This is a genomic window from Burkholderia seminalis DSM 23518, from assembly GCF_902832885.1.
Taxonomy (GTDB): domain Bacteria; phylum Pseudomonadota; class Gammaproteobacteria; order Burkholderiales; family Burkholderiaceae; genus Burkholderia; species Burkholderia seminalis.
Genome location: NZ_CADFDK010000004.1, coordinates 254,748 through 276,967 on the forward strand (window position 1 = coordinate 254,748; position 22,220 = coordinate 276,967).

Genomic DNA, 22,220 nt, shown 5'->3' on the forward strand with positions numbered 1-22,220 from the left:
CGAACATGAACGAACGACGGAGGAAGCGGACGATGAAACGGCAATGCAATGCAGCAATCCGGATCGGCGCGGCGCTCGCCGCGGCCGCGTGCCTGGTGACGACGCAGGGCGCACGGGCGGCCGACCCTCGGACGTGCGGCGACGTGAAGATGGCGGCGCCCGGCTGGACCGACATCGACGCGACGAACGCGATGGCGGGTGTCGTGCTGAAGGCGCTCGGCTACCGGCAGGAGGTAGCGAACCTGTCGGTGCCGATCACGTACCAGGGGCTGAAGAAAGGGCAGGTCGACGTGTTCCTCGGCAACTGGATGCCCGCGCAGGCGCCGCTCGTGAAGCCGTTCGTCGACGACAAGTCGATCGACGTGCTGCACGCGAACCTGAGCGGCGCGAAGTTCACGCTCGCGGTGCCCGACTACGTGGCGGCCGCCGGCGTGCATACGTTCGCCGATCTCGCGCGTCATGCGGACCGCTTCGGCGGCAAGATCTACGGGATCGAGCCCGGCGCGCCCGCGAACCAGAACATCAAGCGGATGCTCACCGACCACGCGCTCGGCCCGTCGAACTGGTCGCTCGTCGAATCGAGCGAGACGGGCATGCTCACGCAGGTCGAGCGGGCGGTGCGCGACAAGCGCTGGATCGTGTTCCTGGCCTGGGAGCCGCATCTGATGAACACGAAGTTCCATCTGACCTATCTGTCCGGCGGCGATGCGTACTTCGGCCCGAACTACGGCGGCGCGACGGTCAACACGGTCACGCGTGCCGGGTTCGCCGGCCAGTGCGCGAACCTCGCACGCCTGTTCCGGCAGATGACGTTCTCCGTCGACGTCGAGAACCGGATGATCGCCGACATGCTCGACAACAAGACGTCGCCCGCGCTCGCGGCGCAGCATGCGCTGAAGGCCGACCCGGCGCTGGTCGCCGGCTGGCTGGACGGCGTGACGACGGCGGCCGGCGCACCGGGCCTGCCGGCGGTGCGCGCGGCCCTCGACGGCCGCTGATTCCCTCCCGCCGGGCGGCCGTTTTCGCCGTGCCGCCCGTCTACGTGTTTTCCCGACCGGTCGCATCGTGACCATTTAGTGTCGCCTTCAGACGGGTGGCGAGAAATATGGGTTTGTATTTTTCGCCAATGGCTGCGTTATTGCGGAAAACGAAATGCCGAAGCCAGCTGGCGGTCTGAATTCGAATCCGCCGGCGCATCGCGGCACGCGCCGGGACGAGATTCTATCCATCGAACGGTTCAGGGAGGGTGGTCGACAATGAAGCACACGAAAGTTGCCGTAGCCGCCGCGCTTGCATGCGCGGCCTGCATTCCCGCCATCGGGCACGCGCAGAGCAGCGTGACGCTGTACGGGATTCTCGACGCGGGCATCACGTACGTGAACAACACGGGCGGCTCGCACGTCGTCAAGTTCGACGACGGCGTCGCGTACGGGAACCGCTTCGGGCTGAAGGGCACCGAAGACCTGGGCGGCGGCCTGAAAGCCGTGTTTACGCTCGAGAGCGGCTTCCGCCTCGGCAACGGTCAACTCGGCTTCGGCGGCGCCGAATTCGGCCGGCAGGCGTATGTCGGCCTGCAGAACGACTGGGGCACGCTGTCGTTCGGCAACCAGCTCGACATCACGAACGAACTCGTGTCGATCTACAACATCTCGGCGTGGGGCAGCGGCTATGCGATCCACCAGGGCGACTTCGACCGCTTCAACGGCGACCGCCTGCCGAACTCGGTGAAGTTCCTGTCGAACGACCTCAACGGCTTCAAGGTCGGCGCGATGTACTCGTTCGGCAACGTCGCGGGCAACTTCCATCGCAACAGCGCATGGAGCGCGGGCGCGAGCTTCACGAAGGGCGACTTCTCGATCGGCGCCGCGTACACGCGCCTGAACAACCCGAACGGTATCTACGCGTTCGACCCGTACGCGATGATCGGCACGCACACGTTCCTCGGCCAGCAGACCGTCACCGTCGACCCGGCGACCGGCGCGCGCACCGACCTGTTCGCCAACACGCCGATGGACGTCGACAGCCAGGGCACGTTCGGCATCGGCTCGAGCTACACGATCGGCAAGCTGACGCTCGACGCCAACTTCTCGTACACGACGATCAAGGGCTTCGGCCAGTCGTCGCACATGCAGGTGTATGAAGGCGGCGGCCTGTACCAGTTCACGCCGGCGCTCAGCCTGATCGCGGGCTACCAGCACACGCGCTTCGAAGGCCATCACTGGAACCAGGGCACGGCGGGCCTGCATTACCTGCTGTCGAAGCGCACCGACGTGTATATCTCCGGCGACTACCTGCGCGCGTCGCAGGGCGTCGATGCGGTGGTCGGCTACAGCTTCACGCCGTCGACGACGCAGACGCAGGCCGACGTGCGGATCGGGATGCGGCATTCGTTCTGAGCGGGGTGGAGCAGGGCAGCGACGTCTTCAGCGAGATCTCTCTTTGGCGCGAACCGAGGTTCGCGCTTTTTTTTCATGGTGCGATTCGATGCGGCGTCGCGCGGCGCATGCCGGCCGCGCCTGCCTCGGCCGGGTGTGCGGCAGGGTTTCGGCGGTTGAAGCTATCATCGCGGTTTGGCCGCATCGCGTATCGGCGATCGCCGGCCTTCCTTCGATGACGTCTCGCCGATGACCGCCCCGTTACCCGACTCCAGTTCGCCGTCTCCGTTACCCGCCAACCTGTTCCGCCACGCACCGTTCCAGCGTTTCTGGGGCACGCGCGTGATGTCTTCGCTGGCTTTCCAGATCCTGTCGGTTGCGATCGGCTGGTATGTCTACGCGCTCACGCACAGCGCGTTCGCGCTCGGCCTCGTCGGGCTCGCGCAGTTCGTGCCGATGTTCGCGCTGACGCTCGTCGTCGGGCAGGTGGCCGATCGCTACGACCGCCGGCGCATCGCGACGATCTGCCAGGGTGTCGAGGCGCTGGCCGCCGGCGTGTTCCTGCTCGGCGCCGTGCAAGGGTGGCTGGCCGCGCCGGCCGTGTATGCGCTCGCGGCGATCGTCGGCACGGCGCGCGCGTTCGAGTCGCCGTCGGTGTCGTCGCTGCTGCCGGCCGTCGTGCCGCGCACCGACCTGCCGCGCGCGACCGCGCTGTCGACGTCCGCGAACCAGGCCGCGCAGATCCTCGGGCCCGCGTTCGGGGGGCTCCTCTATGGCGTCGGTGCGCCCGTCGCGTTCGGGACGAGCGTCGCCGCATTCGCGATCGCGGCCATGCTGAGCAGCACGATTCCGTTGCGCGGCGCGCCGCCTGCCCGCGAGCCGGTCACGCTGCGCTCGGTGTTCTCGGGGATCGCGTTCATCCGGCGCGAGCCGGCGATCCTCGGCGCGCTGTCGCTCGACCTGTTCGCGGTGCTGTTCGGCGGCGCGACCGCGCTGCTGCCGATCTACGCGCGCGACATCCTGCAGGTCGGCCCGTGGGGGCTCGGCGCGCTGCGCGCGGCGCCGGCGGTCGGTGCGCTCGCGGGCACGCTGTGGCTCACGCGCTTTCCGCTGAAAGGGCGGCCGGGCCGCGCGATGTTCGGCGGCGTGATCGCGTTCGGCATCGCGACGATCGTGTTCGGGTTGTCGCGGCACTTCGCGCTGTCGCTCGTCGCGCTGGCCGCGCTCGGCGCGTCGGACGTGATCAGCGTCGTCGTGCGCCTGTCGCTCGTGCAGTTGCGCACGCCCGACGACATGCTCGGTCGCGTGAGCGCGGTCAACGCGCTGTTCATCGGCACGTCGAACCAGCTCGGCGAATTCGAATCGGGCGTGACGGCCGCGTGGTGGGGCGCGCCGACGGCGATCGTCGTCGGCGGCGCGGCGACGATCGCGGTTGCGCTCACGTGGATGCGGCTGTTCCCGCAGCTCACGAACATGAAATCGCTCGAGCGCGACGCGTGACGGGCGTCACGCGTCCTGCGTCACGCGCACGGCCGTGCCGTAGCAGATGACTTCCGTGACACCCGAGCCGATTTCGGTCGAGTCGTAGCGCATCGCGACGATCGCGTTCGCGCCGAGCTTGCGCGCGTCGGTCAGCATCTTGTCGAAGGCCTGCTGGCGCGCTTTCTCGCACAGCGACGTATAGAGCGTGATGTTGCCGCCGAAGATCGTCTGCAGCGACGCACCGAACGAGCCGACGATCGAGCGCGAGCGTACGACGATGCCCTGCACGACGCCGAGCGAACGAACGGTCGTGTGGCCGGGCAGGTCGAACGCGGTCGTGACGCGCGCGGGCGACAGATCGTCGACGGAGCGGGAAAAATCGGTCATGGCGGAGCACCGGGGTGCGGTAGTGGTCGAACGGCGATTCTATCCGGAAGGGCCCGCGGCATCGGAACGGGGGCGCGCGGCGCCACCCGTTCCGGCGTGACGGTGAACGGCCGCGCGCCGCGGATCGGTCAGGGCTTGGCCGTCGTTGCGGCGTTCCCGCCGAGATCGACCGCATAGGCCAGCGCCAGCTTGCCGAACTTCAGCGCGTGGTTCGCCTGCCGGTCCGAGTTCTCCAGCGTGTCGTTCACCGTGTGGATATACGGGCTGTCGTTCTGGTCGGCCTCGAACGGGAACGATGCCGGATAACCCTGCGCATTCCACGACGCGTGATCCGAGCACGCGTACCCGCACTGCGACGTGCCGATCGCGAGTTCCGGCAGGTAGGTCTTCGCCAGGTTCGTCAGGTAGGTGTTCTGCGCCGCGCTCGTGTAGTCGGTGATCAGGTAGATATCCTTCGGATCGCCCTTGTAGTTCGTCATGTCGAGCTGCAGCACGCCGACCACGTTCGCGTTCTGCGTGCGGAACTGCTTCGCGATCGCCTTCGAGCCGAGCAGGCCGGCTTCCTCGGCCGCATACCCGACGAACTTGATCGTCCGTTTCGGCCGGTAGTCGTTCGCGATCAGCACGCGCAGCGCTTCGGTGAGACTCGCGATGCCCGATGCATCGTCGTCCGCGCCGGGCGAGCGCGTGTTCTCCGTCGTGCGGCCGACCGTCGAATCGAGGTGGCCGCCGAGCACGATCGTGCCGGCGGCGGGATCGCTGCCGCGAATCGTCAGGATCACGGATTTCTGCGGAAAGCCGGTGTGCGCGAACTGCTCGACGGTGATGTCGGCGCGTGGGCCGGCCAGTTGTTTCCACTGCAGCGCGAGCCAGTCCGACGCGGCGACGCCGTGCGACGTCGTGTAGTAGCGGTTCGTGAAGCCGGACAGCGACGTGATCGTGCCGACGATGTTGCTGGCCTGCAATTGCTGGATCCAGGTACCGATCTGCGGCGCGTTCGACACCTTGTACGCAGGCGCCGCCGCCTGTTTCGCGAGCGTCAAGGGCAGCGGCTGCAGTGCCTGCCGCGCGTCGTCGAACGAATCGTGCACGACGTAGCCGGGCCCGTGGCCGCGCGTATGGTGGACGGCATGGGCGAGGTCGCCGAGCCGTGAATCGTCGATCTCGACGACGTGAACGGTTTCGCGGCGCGCGGCGCCGTCGGCCGTCTTGCCGGCATCGACGGTCGTGCTGTATTGCACGGTGACGCTTGCATCGATGCGCTGAAGCTGGCGCAACGCGGTGTCGCCGAGCGTGATCCAGACGGGGGTCGCGTGCGCGGCGGCGGTCAGCAGCATGCCGCCCAGCGCGGCGCTCAGGCGGGTCGGTTTCAGAGTAGGCATGTTCGATCTCGTGAGGATGGCGATGTCGATGTCGATGAAGGGAGCGCGCCGCAGGTCGTGCGCCGCACTCCCGCCTGCTGCGGAATTACGACTTCTGCGGGACGGTCACGCCGTACGTGCAGCTCTTGTTGTACGCGTTGCCGATCGCGGTGAGCTGCGCGTTGCTGTAGCCGAGCGCGGATGCGGCCGTCAGCACGGCCTGCGCGGCGGCCTTCTGGTTGGTCGAGCTGTTGGTCATCGACAGCCCCTTCAGGAACGCCTTGTCCATCGCCTGCGCGCCGATCGCGTCGCGCGCGACGAGGTTGCACGACGCCCAGTACTGGCCGGCCGTATGGATCTCCGCGCCGCGTGCCTGCGCATAGGTGCGCCCGACGTTCCAGTTGGTCACGCGGCCGCCCCAGTATTCGTTGTGGCCGTCCCAGTTGTAGACCCAGTGGTACTGCGCGTCCGACGGGCTCCACTGGTTGAAGTCGCGGCTGTACGCGGCGGCGAGATAGTCGCCGGTGCCTTCGGACAAGCCTTCCTGTTGCGACAGGCCGCCGTTCGTCACCCAGTCGTGGATGCCGTGGCCGAGTTCGTGGATCACGACGTCCGCATCTTCCGCGTCGTCGACGCCGCCCTGACCGAAGGTCAGCCGGCCGCTGCTCGACGAGTACGACGAGTTGTCGTCGCCCGATTCGCCGTGCGGGTCGTACTGCACGCCGCCGGTGTACTGGTACGGGAGCGCCTTGATGCCGAGCGTCTGGTTCACGTAACGCAGGAACGTGTCGATGTGGTAGTACGCGTTCACGGCCTCGAAGTACAGGTTGCCGCGCGTGAACTCGAACGTGGGCGTCGATTGCGACGGGCATGCCTTGTCGAGCGGCGCATCGAAATCGATGCACGCCGCGTACGGGCCCGTCAGCGTGTAGCGCGAACCCGACTGCGCGAGATCCTTCAGCGTCACGCGCACGCGCGCGGCCGTGAGCTGCGTCGAATCGGCGTCGTTGTTGTCCTTGTAGCCCGTGCTGCCGTAGCTGCTCTTCGTCGGCGACAGCGGATCGGGCCGGAACACGAAGCCGGTGCCGTCGGTTGCGTAGAACGCCTTGTCCTCGGCGCGCAGCACTTCGCCGCTGCCCGAATCGATCAGCAATTCCCAGTCGCCCTTCGGCCCGTCCTGCGGGCGGCCGCGCACCTTCCACGCGGTGTGCGTGCCGGCCTGGTCGACGAACGCGACGAGCCGCGCGTCGAGATGCGTGAAGCCGCTCACGCCGAGATACGCACGGGCGCGGTCGAGCGCCTGCTGCTGGTCGACGGCCTGCGACTTGCGCGTCGTCGCGACCACGCCGTTGATCGTGTTGCTCGCGACGTACAGGATGCGGCCATCCTTCGCGACCGTCACCGCGATGTCGCTGCCGTACACGGGCAGTCCGGCGGCCTGCTGCTGCAGGCGTACGACGGTGAAGTCGGCGTCGTTGCGCTCGGACGTGACGACGAGGCTCGCGAGCGCGGTCGCGTCGAGCCCGAGTTGCGCCGCCTGCGATGCGACGAAGTCGCGTGCGGTCGCGGCGGGCGTCGCGGCGGCCTTCCTGGCGCGATAGGCCGGGTTGTACAGCGTGACGGCGACGCCGTCCGCGCGGAACTGCCCGCCGGCCGTATCGGATTTCGCGGCCGGCGGCGCGACGCCGCGCGTCAGGCTTTCGCGCAGGCTCGCGGCCTGCGGGTTCGACACCTTCGTATCGGCCAGGGTGCCGCCGACGATGCCGAAGCCGAGCGCAAGACCCAGGGCGAGCGGCAATGCGTTGCGTGATGTCTGCATACGTGATCCTCATCTCAACGGTTGGACACGCCCGCGCGTTCGTGGCGCGCAGGCACGACACGGCCCGCGCGCCGGTTCGATGGAACCGGTGCGGCGAAGCGGTGTTGGGAGTGTCGACTGACTAAGGAAACCTAAATGTCAGGTCGAAAAGAAACAGGCGGAAGAGGCGATGGAGAAGCGAACGGCAGGCAGGTGCGGCGACGGCGAATCGAGCATCGTCATGTCTTACCCCTCGGATCGATATTGATATCGGTGGCGGCCCGTGCGGGACGAGATGCGTCGCGCACGTCGCGCGCCTCGTTAGGCTGCCTATCTAATTGCGAGGTATGTTACAGAATATTTTCAGCGACATTCCAAATTATTTTCGATGATCGCCTCGGTTGGCCGATCAATCGCCGGCATTGTTCAGCGAACGGCGGGAAACGCTGCCGGAACGCGTAATACCGCGCCGGATTGTGATTAAAAGCCGCGACGATCAGCGCGTCGCGCGGCGATCGCTGCGCGGGCTGACGCCGAACCGTGCGCGATACGTGCGCGAGAAATGCGACGGCGATTCGAACCCGCAGGCGACGCACACCGACGTGATGCTCATGTCGGTCTGCTGCAGCAGTTCGCGCGCGCGATCGAGGCGCAGGTTCAGGTAGAAGTGCGTCGGCGTGTCGTTCAAGGTCGCGCTGAACAGCCGTTCGAGCTGGCGCCGCGTGATCGACACATCCTGCGCGAGCGCGTCGGAGCCGAGCGGGTTCTCCATGTGCTGCTGCATCGTGCCGATGACCTGGATCAGCTTGCGGTTGTGCACGCCGTAGCGTGCGGCGATCTCGAGCCGCTGGCTGTCCGAGCGCTGCCGGATGCGGCTGACGACGAACTGCTCGGAGATCGCCGCCGCGAGGTCGCCGCCATGCCGGCGGCCGATCAGGTCGAGCATCATGTCGATCGACGCGGTGCCGCCCGCGCACGTGATGCGCCGGTCGTCGATCTCGAACAGTTCCTGCGTCGCATTCAGGCCCGGATAGCGCTCGCGGAATGCGGCGAGCGCTTCCCAGTGCAGCGTGAGCGGTTGCGACGCGTCGAACAGCCCGGCTTCCGCGAGCACGAAGCTGCCCGTATCGATGCCGCCGAGCGTCGCACCGTGGCGGTGCTGGCGGCGCAGCCAGTCGCCGAGCGCGCGCGTGTAGCACACGAGCGGATCGAAGCCCGCGACGACGAACACCGTGTCGACCTGCTCGACGTCCGCGCACGCGGCTTCGGCCGCGACCGGAATGCCGTTGCTCGCGGCGACGGGCGCGCCGTCGGCGCTGATCACGTGCCAGCGATAGAGTTCGGTGCGAAAGCGGTTCGCGACGCGCAGCGGTTCGACCGCCGACATGAAGCCGAGCGCGGAGAAACCGGGCAGCAACAGGAAGTGAAAATCCTCGGGCATCGGGGCAGGGGATCGAATCCGGTGGTCGTCTCGCGTCGCACGGGGAGGCGATCGGGCGGGCCTGCGCCGCGCCGGTTCGCTCGCGCCGAACGGTCAGCGGGAGATTATCGCGGGTTTTGCGCGCGTCAGCGCGTTTTTGTGCCGCGCATGGAACGGCGCGCGGTGGTCGACGGCAGTTCGCCGAATTGCGCCTTGTACGCGTTCGCGAAATGACCGAGATGGATGAAGCCCCAGCGCGCGGCGGCATCGCTGATCGGCACCTCGGCCTGCCGCGTGTCGAGCAGCATCCGTCGCACCTGCGACAGGCGCAGCGAGCGCACATAGTGCAACGGGCTCGTCTGGACGACCGACTGGAAGCTGTTCTGCATCGTGCGCCGGCTCACGCGCAACTGCGCGCACAGGCTCAGCACGTCGACCGGCGCTTCGGGGTGCCCGATCACGTAGTCGTGCACGCGGCGCACGATGTCGGCGCGGCATGCATGCGTGAGCCGGTTCGACGGCTCGGGCATCCGGTACGTGAGCAGATCGACGAGCACGTTGCCGACTTCGCCGCGCAGCTCGCGCTGCACGCGTGCGTCGGCGTATGTCTCGGGGGAGGACAGCACGCGTTCGAGCTGCGTCGCGATCTGCACGCTCGCGCGCATCAGCACGGCCGTCGGCATGTCGACGACGCCGCGCCGCAGCGTCGCTTCGTCGAGGCGCACATCGGCGGCATCCTCGACCTGCTGCAGCAGGTCGGCATCGGCGACGACGCCGATCAGCGACATGTCGTCGGGCGAATGCAGTTCGAACGGGACGCCGCCGCGTGCCACCACCATCGTGCCGCGTTCGATCCGTGCGCCGCCAAACGCGAACGCGCCCGCGCCGGTGAGCGGCATGCCGAACACCGTATCGCCGGGCGGCAGCCGGCCGCGCTGGATGATGCGCACGTTCGCGGCTTCCTGGAACAGCTGCAGGCCGTCGAGCATCGCGTGCTTGACCGCGCTGCGGTACGAACCCGGGCCGATCTGGTCGTAGCGCTGGTTCCAGCCGCGCAGCGCCTCGGCATGCCGGTCCGCGTCGTCGAACATCTCGTGAAACACGAACACAGCGCCTCCGGGGGTGTCGAGCAGGACCGCGAAAGATTAAACCGGCCGAGCGGTCGGCGCAATAAGGGGGAGCGCGATTCCGCGCGCATTCTTCAGAGGGTCGGAAGGCGTCCCGCCGCCGAGGCTTTCACGCGCATTTCCAATATCCCGAATCGGCACGCACGCGTTGCCGGTCCGGGTGCTGACCGGATTTATTGTCGAACTACAGTCGCCCCACATTACGTGAATCCCCAACTGGAGGCGACATGAGGACAAGGCGACGAAGCGCGGCGCTCGCGGCGACGCTGGCGTGCGCGGCGGCGTGGGCCGGCAGCGCGAACGCGACGGAACAGCCCGAGGAGCTGGTCGTGCAGAAGATGCCGCCATGGCATCCGCACGAGGTCTATATCGTCGACATCTCGATGCCGTCGATGACCGACGGACGCATCTACGTGTACGACGCCGATGCGAAGAGGCTGCTCGGCCAGATCGACGGCGGCTTCGGCCCCGGCCTCGCGATCTCGCCGGACCACAAGACGAGCTTCGTCGCGACGACCTACTTCTCGCGCGGCTCGCACGGCACGCGCACCGACGTCGTCGAGATGACCGACAACACGACGCTCGATCACGCGGGCGAGATCGTGATTCCGGCCAAGCATGCGCAGCATGTGCCGTCGCCGTGCAACACCGCGTTCAGCGCCGACGGCAAGCGGCTGTACGTCGCGAACATCACGCCGGCCGCGTCGGTGACGGTGATCGACGCCGTCACGAAGAAGGTGCTGTCGGAGATCGACACGGCCGCCTGCGTGCTCGCGTATCCGTCGGGCAACGACCGCTTCACCGCGCTGTGCGAGAGCGGCAAGGCGCTGAGCGTCACGCTCGACGCGAACGGCAAGGAAACGAAGCGCACGATGTCGGACGCGTTCATCGACGTCGACAAGGATCCGGCCTTCGTGAACGCGTCGCGGTACAACGGCGGCTATCTGTTCACGACATACGGCGGCAACGTGCGCAGCGCGGATTTCGGCGGCGACCAGCCGGCGTTCGGCAAGCCGTGGCCGTTGCTGACGGACGCCGAGCGTACCGAAGGCTGGCGCCCCGGCGGCATGCAGCAGACGGCCGTGCAGGCGAGGCAGAACCGCTACTACGTGCTGATGCACAAGGGCGCCGACGGCTCGCACAAGGATCCCGGCACGCAGGTGTGGGTGTACGACCTGAAGTCGAAGCAGCGTGTCGCGCGCTGGGATCTCGCGCAGCAGAAAGTCGATCCGCTCGTGTCGATCCAGGTCAGCGAGGACGACAAGCCGCTGTTCTACGGGCTGACGGCGACGTCCGACCTCGTCGTGATGGATGCGCGCACCGGCAAGCTGCAGCACGTCGAGAAGCAGATCGGCAATACGTCGTCGCTGCTCGTCAACCCGTGAGGCCGCGATGACCCTCGATCCCGTACTCGCCACCAGCGCGCAAGCCGGCGCGGCCGTCGTCGTGCTGCTCGGCGCCTTCGCGAAGATGCGCCGGCCCGCCGCGTTCCGTCGGGCGCTCGCCGGCTACCGGCTGTTGCCCGATACGCTGACAGCGCCCATCGCGTTCGCGATTCCGCTCGCGGAAGCGATCGGTGCTGCAGCGCTGCTGTTTCCCGATACGCGCATGGCCGGTGCGCTCGGCCTGATCGCGCTGCTGCTGGCCTTCGCGGCCGGGCTCGCGATCAACCTGCTGCGCGGCCATACCGACATCGACTGCGGCTGTTCCGGCTTCACCGCCACGCGCGCGGACGCGCCGCGCGGCATCGGCTGGCTGCATGTCGGCCGCGTGCTGCTGCTCGTCGCGCTGGCCGCGACCGCGTTCGTCGAACCGGGCACGCGCGCCGTCGTGTGGTTCGACTACCTGACGCTGTTCTTCTCCGCGCTGCTGATCGTCTGCGCGCTGCTCACCGTCGACGTGCTGCTCGCCAACGTCCCGCGCCTTGTCCACTTGAGGAATTCATGATGCAAACCGCTCTCACCGTTTCCACCGCCCTGCTGTGGGTGGCCGCCCTCGCGCTCGGCGCGATCTGCCTCGCGCTGGTGCGCCAGATCGGCATCCTGTACGAACGCATCATGCCGGCCGGCGCGCTGATGATCGACAAGGGGCCGGCGGTCGGCGCGATCGCGCCGACATTCGAACTGACCGACATTCGCGGCGCGCAGGTGAAGGTCGGCGGCTTCGATGCGACCGGCAAGGCGACGCTGCTGTTCTTCCTGTCGCCGACGTGTCCGGTCTGCAAGAAGCTGCTGCCGCTGCTGCCGTCGCTGCAGGCGAGCGAAGCGACGCCGGTGAACATCGTGCTCGCGAGCGACGGCGACGTCGACGAACACGCGCGCTTCGCGCGCAAGCACGACCTCGGACGCTTCCCGTACGTGCTGTCGCAGGAACTCGGACTCGCCTACCAGATCGGCAAGCTGCCGTACGCGGTGCTGCTCGACGAAACCGGCACGGTGCGCGCGAAGGGGCTCGTCAACACACGCGAGCATCTCGAGAGCCTGTTCGAGGCGAAAGAGCGCGGCGTCGCGTCGCTGCAGGCGTTCGTGCACGGCGATCACAGCCACGACGCGCATGCGCAGCACGCATGACCGGCCGACCCACTTACAACGTCATGGGAGAACAACGACATGGGCCTGTTTGATTCATGGTTCGAGCGGTCGGCGCGCGGCGTCGCGCAGCACAGTTCGCGGCGCAGCGCGATGGCGAAGCTCGGCAAGGTGCTGGTGGGATCGGCGCTGCTGCCGTTGCTGCCGGTCGACCGCACCGCGTACGCGGCCGATGCGGCATCGGGCGCGTCAGGCGCCGCCGCGGGGGCGAGCGACGACCCGATGAGCTGCGACTACTGGAAATACTGCGCGATCGACGGCTGGCTCTGCAGTTGCTGCGGCGGCACGTCGAGCAGCTGCCCGCCCGGCACGACGCCTTCGCCGATCACGTGGATCGGCACCTGTCGCAACCCGCACGACGGTTCGGACTACATCGTGTCGTACAACGACTGCTGCGGCAAGACGTCGTGCGGCAAGTGCTTCTGCAACCGCAACGAGCGCGAGAAGCCGCTGTACAAGCTGTCGCTGAACAACGACATCAACTGGTGCATGGCGAACGGCAATTCGAATTACCACTGTTCGGTTTCGGTTCTGCTGGGAGCGGCAAAACAATGAACGTGATGCAGGCAGGAAAGATCGTCTTGACATGCATGACCGCGATGGCGGCCTTCGCGCTGCCGGGTGCGGCCGGCGCGCAGGAAACCGTGCATGACCCGGCCGGGAAAAGCCTGTTCGATGCGCAGTGCGCGGTGTGCCACCAGGCCGGCGGGAAAGGGCAGGACGGCCTCGCGCCGCCGCTGACCGAGTATCCGGGCAAGTACGCGGCGGCCGAGCCGGGGCGTGCGCAACTGATCGCGACGCTGCTGCACGGGATGTTCGGCGAGATCACGGTGCACGACAAGCGCTACAACTTCAAGATGCCGTCGTTCGCAAGCGCGAGCGACGACGACATCGCGCACCTGCTCAACTACGTCGTGTTCGACCTCAACGCGCAGCACGGCGACGCAAAGCCGTTCACGGCGGCCGATATCCGCGCGGCGCGGGCGAAGCAGATGGACGGCACGGCCGTGCATGCGCAACGCGCGGTGGTGATCAAGGGGCTCGGCCTGTGAACGGCGCCGACGCGTCCCGCGCGCACGCCGGTGCCCCGGGAAGGCGGGGCGCGTCGGCGCGGCTCGGCGGGGTATCGCGTCGCCTGTCGTCGTGGCTGCTGCTGGCGGGTGCCGTCGCGTCGGCGGTCGCACCGCCCGCGCATGCCGACGGCGCGGCCGACGCGACGCGCGCGCGACAGCACTGGGTGCTCAACTGCATGGGCTGCCATACGGCGACGGGCGGCGGCATTCCCGGCAAGGTGCCGCCACTCGCGAATTCGCTCGGCTATTTCACGCATCTGCCGGCAGGGCGCGAGTACGTGATGCGCGTGCCCGGCGCGTCGAATTCGGCGCTGTCGGACCAGGATCTGGCCGACGTGCTCAACTGGGTGCTCGTGACGATGAACCGCGATGCGCTGCCGCGCGACTTCCGGCCCTATACGGCCGCCGAAGTCGCCGCGCATCGCCGCCCCGCCTTCGCCGACGTCGCGACCGTGCGCGCCGGACTGGTCCGTGCGCTGCAGGCGCGCGGGATCGACGGCGTCACGGACCGTTACTGACCGGCTCATTCGACGAATCAAGGAAACGTGGACATGGAGACGAACGAAACCTTTGCGTTGCTCGACGCGACGCGCGCATTTCTCGCGAAGCCGAAGAAGATGCTGATCGGCGCGGAGTGGAGCGATGCCGCGTCGGGCCGCCAGCTCGATGTCGTGAACCCGGCCGATGGCACCGTGATCGCGCGCGTGCCCGCAGCGGACGAGCGCGACGTGCAGCAGGCGGTGGCCGCCGCGCGGCGCGCATTCGATGCGGGCCCGTGGCGCACCGCGAAGACCACCGACCGCGAGCGCCTGCTGCTCGTGCTCGCCGACCTGATCGAAGCGAACGCGCGCGAGCTCGCCGAGATCGAGTCGCTCGACAACGGCAAGCCGGTCACGGTCGCGCAGGGGCTCGATGTCGCGATGGCCGCGCAGTGCTTCCGCTACATGGCCGGCTGGGCGACGAAGATCGAAGGCAGCGTGATCGACGCCGGCATGCCGTACCTGCCGGACAGCGAGATCTTTACCTATACGCGCAAGGAGCCCGTCGGCGTGGTCGGCGCGATCATCCCGTGGAATTTCCCGCTGCTGATGGCGGCGTGGAAGATTGCGCCGGCACTCGCGACCGGTTGCACGGTCGTGCTGAAGCCCGCCGAAGACACGCCGCTGAGCGCGCTGCGACTGGGCGAACTGATCCAGGCGGCCGGGTTCCCGGACGGCGTCGTCAATCTCGTCACGGGCGACGGCCGCACGGCCGGCGCGGCATTGTCGCGCGATCCGCGCATCGACAAGATCGCATTCACGGGTTCGACGCAGACGGGCAAGACGATCGGCCACGCGGCGCTCGACAACATGACGCGGATGTCGCTCGAACTCGGCGGCAAGTCGCCGGTGATCGTGCTGCCCGACGTCGATCTCGACAAGGCCGCGCTGGGCGTCGCGAACGCGATCTTCTTCAACCAGGGGCAGGTGTGCACGGCCGGTTCGCGTGCGTATATCCACTCGAAGGTGTTCGACGGCGTGATCGAGCGCGTCGCGCAGATCGCCGCGAGCCTGAAGATCGGCCCGGGGATGGACCCGTCGACGCAGATCGGCCCGCTCGTCTCCGCGAAGCAGCGCGAACGCGTGTGCGGTTACATCGATTCGGGGTTCGGCGAAGGGGCGCGCGCGGCGGCGGGCGGCCGCGCGATCGACGGCCCCGGCTTCTTCGTCGAACCGACCGTGCTGGTCGATGCGACGCAGGCGATGCGCGTCGTGCGCGAGGAGATCTTCGGGCCGGTGCTTGTCGCGATGCCGTTCGACGATCCCGATACGGCCGTGCAACTCGCGAACGACACGCCGTACGGCCTCGGCGCGAGCATCTGGTCGAACGATCTGTCGGCGATCCACAAGCTGATCCCGCGTATCGCGGCCGGCACGGTGTGGGTCAACTGCCATTCGCTGCTCGACAACGCATTGCCGTTCGGCGGGATGAAGCAGTCGGGCTTCGGCCGCGAACTCGGCCGCGCCGTGATCGACCAGTACACGGAAAGCAAGTCGGTGATGATGAACTACGCGTGAGCGTCGTCGCGGGCGCGTGCGTGGCCGGCGGGTCGGCACGCACGCGCGCGCCGACGGCCTTGCGTTCACGCGCGGATCAGCACGACCCCGAGGATCAGGCACGCCGCGCCGGCCATGCGGACCGGGCTGGCCGAATGCCGTTCGATGCCGAGCACGCCGAAGTGGTCGAACACGAGCGCGCCCGTCATCTGCCCGACGACGATCAGCGCGAGCGTCGTGGCCGCGCCCAGTCGCGGCACCATCAATATCGCGATGCCGACGAATAGCGCGCCGCAGAATCCGCCGGTCCAGCTGAACCACGTGCCGGCGCCGGGGAAGGGGCCGTTCAGGCGCGGATGCGGCGACAGCAGCGCGACGGCCAGCATCGCGGCCAGGCCGACAAGGTAGCTGACCGACCCGGCCCACCACGGCGAGCCGAGCTGCGCGCGGAGGTTCGCGTTGAGCACTTGCTGCAACGCGACGCTGATGCCGGCCGCCACGACCAGCAGATAGGACAGGAGGGTAGTCACGTCGATGAACGCTCCGTATCAACGGCCGGAACGGGGATGCCGGCACGGAAGGCTTTCATTCTGCGGAGCGCGCCGGTATAACACAAATATCGAATTCGGCGCGTATCCATCTCGTTTCGGCATGCCATCACTCCGGCAAATCCAGTATTTCCTGACCGTGGCCGATCTCGGCGGCTTCACGCCGGCCGCGGGCGCGCTCCATGTCGCGCAGTCGGCGCTCAGCCGGCAGATCGGGCAGCTCGAGGAGGAACTCGGTTTCCTGCTGTTCGACCGGGAGCCGAGAGGCGTGCGGCTCACGCCCGCCGGCGCGATCTATCGTGAACGCGTGGCATCGATCCCGGCCACGCTGACGGCCGCGGCCGAAGAGGGTTCGCAGCTGTCGCGCGGAGCGGCCGGCGTGCTGCGGCTTCTGCATTCCAGCACCGTTCCCGTCAGCAGCCTGATGCCCGATCTCGAGCGTTTCATGAGCGATTGCCCGGGCGCGCGCATCGATCTCGATCGCGCGTCGTCCGAGGATCAGGTATCGGAAATCGCGAGCGGCCATGCCGACATCGGGATCGTCCGCTTGCCGGTGCTGCGGCGCGACGCGCGTGTGCGTTTCGTCGAATGGGCCGCGGAACGCCTGTGCGTGGCGGTGCCCGCCGATCATCCGCTCGCGGGCCGCAAGCGCGTCGCGATCTCGCGGTTGCGGCGCGAGCCGTTCGTGTCGGCGGTGTATCGGGAGCGAGGCGGGCTCGCGCGCGTCGTGATCGATCTGTGCCTGAAGCGGGGCTTCGTGCCGGCCGCGGCGCGGATCGTATCGCCGAAGACGTCGATGCTGAATCTCGTCGCGGCGGGGCACGGCGTGGCGATCGTGCCGGAGCGGATGGCGAGTCTCGGGATCGACGGCGTCGTGTTCGTGCCGATGTCGGACGAAGACGCGAGATCGGCGTGCGCGCTGCTGCTGCCGGTCGAGCCGACGGTGCTGGCGGCGGCGTTCGTGCGAGTGGTGACGGCCGGCTGAGCGCGGCACGTCGCCACCGTGACGGCCAGCGCGGGCTCAGACGCGGTATCCCGATTCACGCATCAACCGGCGCGAGGCATCACTGCGCGGGCCTTCCGCGTCGAGCCGCGCGCGCAGCCGCGTGTCGGCCTTGACGAGCACGGCGCGGTGCATGACCGCAACGATGGCGAAAACGGTCACGACGAAAAGAGCGGTAAGGATCATGGGGTTCCTGAGTGGCCGGACACGCTGACGGCACCAGCATAGAGCCGATCCGCGGCACCCGGCGAGGCGTCGGAAATCTGTCAGCGTCGCCAGCGCCGAATCGAAAGCCGCACGCCGCATCGGGGCAACCCGGTTTCGCCCCGAATCCGCGTCAAACACCCGCCCACCAAGCCTTGGGCAAAACCTAGTGGTTTCCACTCATAGTCGCAAACAGTCAAGAACAGGTCGCCGGCGGTCTTCTCGCGGCGAATATGGCTCGTTACTTTTACTCCCACGATGCAGGCCGGCGCCACTCCGCGCACCGGCTGCCGCGAGACCAACCGGGAGAACCGAACCATGAAGTCGACGAAGATCGCCGCGCTTGCCGCGGCCGTGCTGGCGACCGGCGCGTTCACGAACGCGGCGCTGGCCGAGACCGAGGCCGCGACCTGCCGCACCGTGCGTTTCGCGGATATCGGCTGGACCGACATCACGTCGACCACGGCGCTCGCGTCGACCGTGTTCGAGGCGCTCGGCTACAAGCCGACCACGACGATCGCATCGGTGCCGATCTCGTTCGCGGGTCTCAAGAGCAAGCAGCTCGACGTGTCGCTCGGCTACTGGTGGCCGGTGCAGCAGAAGCAGCTCCAGCCGTTCCTCGACAGCAAGTCGATCAACGTCGTCGAGCCGCCGAACCTGTCCGGCGCGAAGGCGACGCTCGCGGTGCCGAGCTACGAATACCAGGCCGGCCTGAAGACCTTCGAGGACATCGCGAAGCACCGCGCGGAACTCGACGGCAAGATCTACGGGATCGAGCCGGGCAGCAGCGCGAACGCGACGATCCAGAAGATGATCGACACGAACCAGTACGGGCTCGGCGGCTTCAAGCTCGTCGAATCGAGCGAGGCCGGGATGCTGGTGACGGTCGAGCGCGCGATCCGCGAGAAGAAGTGGGTCGTGTTCCTCGGCTGGGAGCCGCACCCGATGAACATCCAGCTCAGCATGAACTACCTGTCCGGCGGCGACGCGGCGTTCGGGCCGAACTACGGCGAAGCGCGCGTGTACACGCTGACGGCACCCGACTTCATCGCACGCTGCCCGAACGCGGGCAAGCTCGTGACGAACCTGCGCTTCTCGACGCAGCTCGAGAACCAGCTGATGCAGTCGGTGATGAACAAGACGAAGCCGGCCGAGGCCGCGAAGGCCTACCTGAAGAAGAATCCGCAGGTGCTCGATCCGTGGCTCGCGGGCGTCAAGACGTTCGACGGCAAGGACGGCCTGCCCGCCGTGAAGGCGTATCTCGGCCTGTGACGGCCGGCGCCCGCGCCACCCCCGCAATGCGACACAACTTGAATCAAGCGAGGCACCCAGCATGAACCATGAAGTCATCATCACCTGCGCCGTCACCGGCGCGGGCGATACGGTCGGCAAGCATCCGGCGATTCCGGTCACGCCGAAGGAAATCGCGGCAGCCGCGATCGAAGCCGCGAAGGCCGGTGCGACGGTCGCGCACTGCCACGTGCGCGATCCGCAGACGGGCCGCGGCAGCCGCGACCCGAACCTGTACCGCGAAGTGGTGGACCGCATCCGCTCGGCCGACGTCGACGTGATCATCAACCTGACGGCCGGCATGGGCGGCGATCTCGAGATCGGCCCCGGCGAAGACCCGATGCGCTTCGGCAAGGGCACCGATCTGGTCGGCGGCCTCACGCGCCTCGCGCACGTCGAGGAACTGCTGCCCGAGATCTGCACGCTCGATTGCGGCACGCTGAATTTCGGCGACGGCGACTACATCTACGTGTCGACGCCCGCGCAGTTGCGCGCCGGCGCGAAGCGCATCCAGGCACTCGGCGTGAAGCCGGAACTGGAGATCTTCGACACGGGCCATCTGTGGTTCGCGAAGCAGTTGCTGAAGGAAGGGCTGCTCGACGATCCGCCGCTGTTCCAGCTCTGCCTCGGCATTCCGTGGGGTGCGCCGGCCGATACGGGCACGATGAAGGCGATGGTCGACAACCTGCCGCCGGGTGCGCATTGGGCCGGTTTCGGGATCGGCCGCATGCAGATGCCGATGGTCGCGCAGGCGATGCTGCTCGGCGGTCACGTGCGCGTCGGCCTCGAAGACAACATCTGGCTCGACCGCGGCGTGCATGCGACCAACGGCACGCTGGTCGAGCGCGCCCGCGAGATCGTCGAACGGCTCGGCGGCCGCGTGCTGACGCCGGCCGAGGGCCGCCGCAAGCTCGGCCTGCCGGCGCGCGGCGAGCGTCTGCTCGAACGTCGTGCGATCGCCGAATTCGCTTGAGGTTTCTTGCAAACCGACTGACACGGCGGCGCGCACCCAAGCGCGGCCGCCCACCGATTTCCCCTGATTTGAAGGATGCGTTGACATGGCTGTGAAGACCGACATCAAGACGTTCGCCGCCATCGGCACCGGCGTGATCGGCAGTGGCTGGATTTCCCGCGCGCTCGCGCACGGTCTCGACGTGGTCGTGTGGGACCCGGCGCCGGGCGCGGAGGAGCGGTTGCGCGCGAACGTCGCGAACGCGTGGCCCGCGCTCGAACGCGTCGGCCTCGCGCCGGGCGCCGATCCCGCGCGGCTGCGTTTCGTCCCGACGATCGAGGCATGCGTCGCCGACGCCGATTTCATCCAGGAAAGCGCGCCCGAGCGCGAGGCGCTGAAGCTCGAGCTGCACGAGCAGATCAGCCGCGCGGCGAAGCCCGACGCGATCATCGCGTCGTCGACGTCGGGGCTGCTGCCCACCGATTTCTACGCGCGGGCGACGCATCCGGAGCGCTGCGTGGTCGGTCACCCGTTCAATCCCGTCTACCTGCTGCCGCTCGTCGAGGTGCTCGGCGGCGCGCGCACGTCGCCGGAAGCCGTCGAGGGCGCGATGGAGGTTTACCGCAAGCTCGGCATGCGGCCGCTGCACGTGCGCAAGGAGGTGCCGGGCTTCATCGCCGGTCGCCTGCTCGAGGCGCTGTGGCGCGAGGCGCTGCACCTGGTCAACGAAGGCGTCGCGACGACCGGCGAGATCGACGATGCGATCCGCTTCGGCGCGGGCATCCGCTGGTCTTTCATGGGCACGTTCCTGACCTACACGCTGGCCGGCGGCGATGCGGGCATGCGACACTTCATGCAGCAGTTCGGCCCCGCGCTCGAACTGCCGTGGACGAAGCTGGTTGCGCCGACCCTGACCGACGCGCTGATCGACAGCGTCGTCGAAGGCACGACCGAACAGCAGGGCACGCGCAGCATCAAGGAACTCGAACGCTATCGCGACGAGTGCATCACCGAGGTGCTGAAAGCGATCGCCGCGGTGAAGGCGCGGCACGGCATGCGATTCGAGGACTAAAGGACAGGCGATGACGGGCGATACCCCGCTGACGATTTACCGCGACGTGGTGCGGCCCGAATGGGTCGACTACAACGGCCACCTGCGCGATGCGTTCTACCTGCTGATCTTCAGCTTCGCGACCGATGCATTGCTGGATCGCATCGGGCTCGACGACGCCGCGCGCCGCGAGCGGGGGCGCTCGGTCTACACGCTCGAAGCGCACGTGAACTACCTGCACGAGATCAAGGAAGGCACGCCGGTGCGCGTCGATGCGCGCGTGCTCGCGCACGACGCGAAGCGCCTGCACCTGTATCTCGAACTGTTCGCGCCAGGGCATGACGATCCGGTATCGGCGAGCGAGCAGATGCTGCTGCACGTCGACACGCGCGACGGTGCGAAATCGGCGCCGTTCGACGACGACGTGGCCGCGCGCGTGGCCGACTTGCATGCGTTGCAGCGCGATTGCGCGGCGCCTGCGTATGCGGGCCGCGTGATCGGCTTGCCGCCGCGCCGCTAGCGGCGACTTGCGTCCTTCAACGTTCGATCGCGGAGCGCGCACGATGCTCGAACCGGAAATCGCGGCGTTCGTCGCAGCCGTCGACGCGTGGTATCCGGCCGATGCGGCGGTGCGCTCGCCCGACGAGCAGCGCCGCCTCTACGACCGCTTCGCGGCCGCGTGGACGCCGGCCGCGCTGCCGTCCGGCATCGTGCGGCAGGACGCCGTGTGGCGCGCGGCGGACGGGCGCGCGATCGCGCTGCGGCGCTACACGTCCGCGCGCGGCGCATCGCGCGGCACGGTGCTGTTTTTTCATGGCGGCGGCTTCGTCGTCGGCTCGCTCGACAGCCATGCGCTGATCACCGCGCAACTCGCGGCCGACACGGGGCTCGACGTGATCGCCGTCGACTATCGTCTGGCGCCCGAACACCGCGCGCCGGCCGCGCTCGAGGATTGCCTGGACGTCACGCGCGCGGCGCGCGATGCCCGCTGGCCGTTCGGCGTGTGCGCGTATCCGCTGACGCTCGCGGGCGACAGCGCGGGCGGGATGCTCGCGGCGGCCGTCGCCACCGCGCTGCGCGATGCGGGCGAACGCAACGTCGACGGCATCGCGCTCGTTTATCCGATGCTCGGCTTCGAACCGCAATCGCCCGCGCGCGAGATCGAAGCGCGGGCGCCGATGCTGACGCTCGACGACGTGCATCGCTATCGCGCGCTGTACTGGGATGGGAACGTGTCCGACGTGCTGCGGGGCGGCGACCCGCTATTGCGCGCGTCGGTGCCGCTCGAAGCGGCGCGTTTCGACGGCTTGCCGCCGGTGCTCGCGATCGGCGCGGAACACGATCCGCTGCGCGACGACGCGCGCGTGTACGTCGAACGGATTCGCGCGGCCGGCGGGGTCGCGCGCGACTGGATGGGACAGGGGCTGGTGCACGGCTGCTGGCGCGCGCTCGGGACGAGCCCGCAGGCCGCGCGCATGCACCGGATGGTCGGCGGGTTTTTGCTCGCACCACACGCGTAGCGGGC

General features: G+C 68.2%; 23 protein-coding genes. 16 read left to right on the forward strand and 7 right to left on the reverse strand.

Annotated features, from left to right (window positions below; genetic code table 11):
* The first annotated feature begins 32 nt into the window (after positions 1-32).
* The 3 genes from choX to HWX00_RS15325 all read left to right on the forward strand — a co-directional run bounded on the left by choX (position 33) and on the right by HWX00_RS15325 (position 3,875).
* Positions 33-998: a choline ABC transporter substrate-binding protein gene (gene choX / locus HWX00_RS15315; protein ID WP_034186214.1), complete on the forward strand. Its 966-nt coding sequence runs from the start codon at positions 33-35 to the stop codon at positions 996-998.
* A gap of 258 nt (positions 999-1,256) precedes the next feature.
* On the forward strand, positions 1,257-2,396 hold the full coding sequence (locus HWX00_RS15320) for a porin (RefSeq protein ID WP_034186103.1): 1,140 nt from the start codon (positions 1,257-1,259) through the stop codon (positions 2,394-2,396).
* Positions 2,397-2,624: 228 nt separating this feature from the next.
* Positions 2,625-3,875: an MFS transporter gene (locus tag HWX00_RS15325; protein ID WP_034186104.1), complete on the forward strand. Its 1,251-nt coding sequence runs from the start codon at positions 2,625-2,627 to the stop codon at positions 3,873-3,875.
* Between the two features lie 6 nt (positions 3,876-3,881).
* Here the strand turns inward: HWX00_RS15325 and HWX00_RS15330 are convergent, their stop codons facing one another.
* The 5 genes from HWX00_RS15330 to HWX00_RS15350 form a co-directional block, all read right to left on the reverse strand.
* The gene (locus HWX00_RS15330) at positions 3,882-4,244 is read right to left on the reverse strand and encodes a YbjQ family protein (RefSeq protein ID WP_034186105.1); all 363 of its coding nucleotides are present in this window, start codon (positions 4,242-4,244) and stop codon (positions 3,882-3,884) included.
* 128 nt (positions 4,245-4,372) lie between these two features.
* Entirely contained in the window at positions 4,373-5,626 is a 1,254-nt protein-coding gene (locus HWX00_RS15335; protein ID WP_175026765.1) for a M20/M25/M40 family metallo-hydrolase, read from the reverse strand.
* An 85-nt stretch (positions 5,627-5,711) separates the two neighbouring features.
* The gene (locus HWX00_RS15340) at positions 5,712-7,424 is read right to left on the reverse strand and encodes a M36 family metallopeptidase (protein ID WP_124607607.1); all 1,713 of its coding nucleotides are present in this window, start codon (positions 7,422-7,424) and stop codon (positions 5,712-5,714) included.
* 475 nt (positions 7,425-7,899) lie between these two features.
* A complete protein-coding gene (locus tag HWX00_RS15345; RefSeq protein WP_175026766.1) occupies positions 7,900-8,844 on the reverse strand; it encodes a GlxA family transcriptional regulator in 945 nt (314 codons plus the stop codon).
* 125 nt (positions 8,845-8,969) lie between these two features.
* A complete protein-coding gene (locus HWX00_RS15350) occupies positions 8,970-9,932 on the reverse strand; it encodes a helix-turn-helix domain-containing protein (protein ID WP_034186109.1) in 963 nt (320 codons plus the stop codon).
* 245 nt (positions 9,933-10,177) lie between these two features.
* Here HWX00_RS15350 and HWX00_RS15355 point away from each other — a divergent pair, with 245 nt between their 5' ends.
* Genes HWX00_RS15355 through HWX00_RS15385 form a run of 7 tightly spaced genes read left to right on the forward strand, consistent with a single transcriptional unit; the run spans position 10,178 to position 15,668 of the window.
* Positions 10,178-11,335, forward strand: a complete 1,158-nt coding sequence (locus HWX00_RS15355; protein ID WP_175026767.1) for an amine dehydrogenase large subunit — start codon at positions 10,178-10,180, stop codon at positions 11,333-11,335.
* Between the two features lie 7 nt (positions 11,336-11,342).
* Entirely contained in the window at positions 11,343-11,897 is a 555-nt protein-coding gene (locus HWX00_RS15360) for a MauE/DoxX family redox-associated membrane protein (RefSeq protein ID WP_175026768.1), read from the forward strand.
* Positions 11,894-12,520 (forward strand): methylamine dehydrogenase accessory protein MauD, encoded by a 627-nt coding sequence (gene mauD, locus HWX00_RS15365; RefSeq protein WP_175026769.1) that lies wholly within the window; start codon positions 11,894-11,896, stop codon positions 12,518-12,520. The genes HWX00_RS15360 and mauD overlap by 4 nt, the downstream gene beginning before the upstream one ends.
* A 39-nt stretch (positions 12,521-12,559) precedes the next feature.
* Positions 12,560-13,093, forward strand: coding sequence for a methylamine dehydrogenase light chain (locus tag HWX00_RS15370; protein ID WP_034186113.1), 534 nt, complete (start codon positions 12,560-12,562; stop codon positions 13,091-13,093).
* Positions 13,090-13,590 (forward strand): c-type cytochrome, encoded by a 501-nt coding sequence (locus tag HWX00_RS15375; protein WP_034186114.1) that lies wholly within the window; start codon positions 13,090-13,092, stop codon positions 13,588-13,590. Before HWX00_RS15370 ends, HWX00_RS15375 begins: the two co-directional genes overlap by 4 nt.
* A complete protein-coding gene (locus HWX00_RS15380) occupies positions 13,587-14,129 on the forward strand; it encodes a c-type cytochrome (RefSeq protein WP_175026770.1) in 543 nt (180 codons plus the stop codon). Before HWX00_RS15375 ends, HWX00_RS15380 begins: the two co-directional genes overlap by 4 nt.
* A gap of 33 nt (positions 14,130-14,162) precedes the next feature.
* Positions 14,163-15,668 (forward strand): aldehyde dehydrogenase family protein, encoded by a 1,506-nt coding sequence (locus tag HWX00_RS15385; protein WP_175026771.1) that lies wholly within the window; start codon positions 14,163-14,165, stop codon positions 15,666-15,668.
* A 65-nt stretch (positions 15,669-15,733) separates the two neighbouring features.
* Here HWX00_RS15385 and HWX00_RS15390 read toward each other — a convergent pair whose 3' ends face one another.
* Positions 15,734-16,177, reverse strand: a complete 444-nt coding sequence (locus HWX00_RS15390) for a DMT family transporter (RefSeq protein WP_175026772.1) — start codon at positions 16,175-16,177, stop codon at positions 15,734-15,736.
* Positions 16,178-16,298: 121 nt separating this feature from the next.
* Between HWX00_RS15390 and HWX00_RS15395 the strand changes: the two genes are divergently transcribed.
* Positions 16,299-17,180 (forward strand): LysR family transcriptional regulator, encoded by an 882-nt coding sequence (locus tag HWX00_RS15395; RefSeq protein WP_034186117.1) that lies wholly within the window; start codon positions 16,299-16,301, stop codon positions 17,178-17,180.
* Between the two features lie 36 nt (positions 17,181-17,216).
* Here the strand turns inward: HWX00_RS15395 and HWX00_RS15400 are convergent, their stop codons facing one another.
* Entirely contained in the window at positions 17,217-17,384 is a 168-nt protein-coding gene (locus HWX00_RS15400; RefSeq protein ID WP_175026726.1) for a hypothetical protein, read from the reverse strand.
* A gap of 336 nt (positions 17,385-17,720) precedes the next feature.
* On the opposite strand from HWX00_RS15400, the gene HWX00_RS15405 reads away from it, so the two are divergent.
* The 5 genes from HWX00_RS15405 to HWX00_RS15425 all read left to right on the forward strand — a co-directional run bounded on the left by HWX00_RS15405 (position 17,721) and on the right by HWX00_RS15425 (position 22,215).
* Positions 17,721-18,674, forward strand: a complete 954-nt coding sequence (locus HWX00_RS15405) for a choline ABC transporter substrate-binding protein (protein ID WP_034186118.1) — start codon at positions 17,721-17,723, stop codon at positions 18,672-18,674.
* Positions 18,675-18,735: 61 nt separating this feature from the next.
* Complete coding sequence (gene cdhC, locus HWX00_RS15410) at positions 18,736-19,665, forward strand: 3-dehydrocarnitine:acetyl-CoA trimethylamine transferase CdhC (protein WP_034186119.1); 930 nt, start codon at positions 18,736-18,738, stop codon at positions 19,663-19,665.
* A gap of 85 nt (positions 19,666-19,750) precedes the next feature.
* On the forward strand, positions 19,751-20,716 hold the full coding sequence (locus tag HWX00_RS15415; RefSeq protein WP_175026773.1) for an L-carnitine dehydrogenase: 966 nt from the start codon (positions 19,751-19,753) through the stop codon (positions 20,714-20,716).
* A gap of 10 nt (positions 20,717-20,726) precedes the next feature.
* Positions 20,727-21,215 carry a thioesterase family protein gene (locus HWX00_RS15420; protein ID WP_034186121.1) on the forward strand — a complete coding sequence of 163 codons (489 nt, stop codon included), beginning with the start codon at positions 20,727-20,729 and terminating at the stop codon, positions 21,213-21,215.
* Positions 21,216-21,258: 43 nt separating this feature from the next.
* Positions 21,259-22,215 carry an alpha/beta hydrolase gene (locus tag HWX00_RS15425; protein ID WP_175026774.1) on the forward strand — a complete coding sequence of 319 codons (957 nt, stop codon included), beginning with the start codon at positions 21,259-21,261 and terminating at the stop codon, positions 22,213-22,215.
* Positions 22,216-22,220: the final 5 nt, after the last annotated feature.

What these genes read in the sequence shown, in the direction of transcription:
- HWX00_RS15405 (WP_034186118.1), top strand. Translation starts at nt 17,721, where the DNA reads ATGAAGTCGACGAAGATCGCCGCGCTTGCCGCGGCCGTGCTGGCGACC.
- HWX00_RS15335 (WP_175026765.1), bottom strand. Translation starts at nt 5,626, where the DNA reads ATGCCTACTCTGAAACCGACCCGCCTGAGCGCCGCGCTGGGCGGCATG.
- HWX00_RS15360 (WP_175026768.1), top strand. Translation starts at nt 11,343, where the DNA reads ATGACCCTCGATCCCGTACTCGCCACCAGCGCGCAAGCCGGCGCGGCC.
- HWX00_RS15420 (WP_034186121.1), top strand. Translation starts at nt 20,727, where the DNA reads ATGACGGGCGATACCCCGCTGACGATTTACCGCGACGTGGTGCGGCCC.
- HWX00_RS15415 (WP_175026773.1), top strand. Translation starts at nt 19,751, where the DNA reads ATGGCTGTGAAGACCGACATCAAGACGTTCGCCGCCATCGGCACCGGC.
- cdhC (WP_034186119.1), top strand. Translation starts at nt 18,736, where the DNA reads ATGAACCATGAAGTCATCATCACCTGCGCCGTCACCGGCGCGGGCGAT.
- HWX00_RS15320 (WP_034186103.1), top strand. Translation starts at nt 1,257, where the DNA reads ATGAAGCACACGAAAGTTGCCGTAGCCGCCGCGCTTGCATGCGCGGCC.
- HWX00_RS15375 (WP_034186114.1), top strand. Translation starts at nt 13,090, where the DNA reads ATGAACGTGATGCAGGCAGGAAAGATCGTCTTGACATGCATGACCGCG.
- HWX00_RS15345 (WP_175026766.1), bottom strand. Translation starts at nt 8,844, where the DNA reads ATGCCCGAGGATTTTCACTTCCTGTTGCTGCCCGGTTTCTCCGCGCTC.
- HWX00_RS15330 (WP_034186105.1), bottom strand. Translation starts at nt 4,244, where the DNA reads ATGACCGATTTTTCCCGCTCCGTCGACGATCTGTCGCCCGCGCGCGTC.
- mauD (WP_175026769.1), top strand. Translation starts at nt 11,894, where the DNA reads ATGATGCAAACCGCTCTCACCGTTTCCACCGCCCTGCTGTGGGTGGCC.
- HWX00_RS15325 (WP_034186104.1), top strand. Translation starts at nt 2,625, where the DNA reads ATGACCGCCCCGTTACCCGACTCCAGTTCGCCGTCTCCGTTACCCGCC.
- HWX00_RS15400 (WP_175026726.1), bottom strand. Translation starts at nt 17,384, where the DNA reads ATGATCCTTACCGCTCTTTTCGTCGTGACCGTTTTCGCCATCGTTGCG.
- choX (WP_034186214.1), top strand. Translation starts at nt 33, where the DNA reads ATGAAACGGCAATGCAATGCAGCAATCCGGATCGGCGCGGCGCTCGCC.
- HWX00_RS15370 (WP_034186113.1), top strand. Translation starts at nt 12,560, where the DNA reads ATGGGCCTGTTTGATTCATGGTTCGAGCGGTCGGCGCGCGGCGTCGCG.
- HWX00_RS15395 (WP_034186117.1), top strand. Translation starts at nt 16,299, where the DNA reads ATGCCATCACTCCGGCAAATCCAGTATTTCCTGACCGTGGCCGATCTC.
- HWX00_RS15340 (WP_124607607.1), bottom strand. Translation starts at nt 7,424, where the DNA reads ATGCAGACATCACGCAACGCATTGCCGCTCGCCCTGGGTCTTGCGCTC.
- HWX00_RS15355 (WP_175026767.1), top strand. Translation starts at nt 10,178, where the DNA reads ATGAGGACAAGGCGACGAAGCGCGGCGCTCGCGGCGACGCTGGCGTGC.
- HWX00_RS15425 (WP_175026774.1), top strand. Translation starts at nt 21,259, where the DNA reads ATGCTCGAACCGGAAATCGCGGCGTTCGTCGCAGCCGTCGACGCGTGG.
- HWX00_RS15385 (WP_175026771.1), top strand. Translation starts at nt 14,163, where the DNA reads ATGGAGACGAACGAAACCTTTGCGTTGCTCGACGCGACGCGCGCATTT.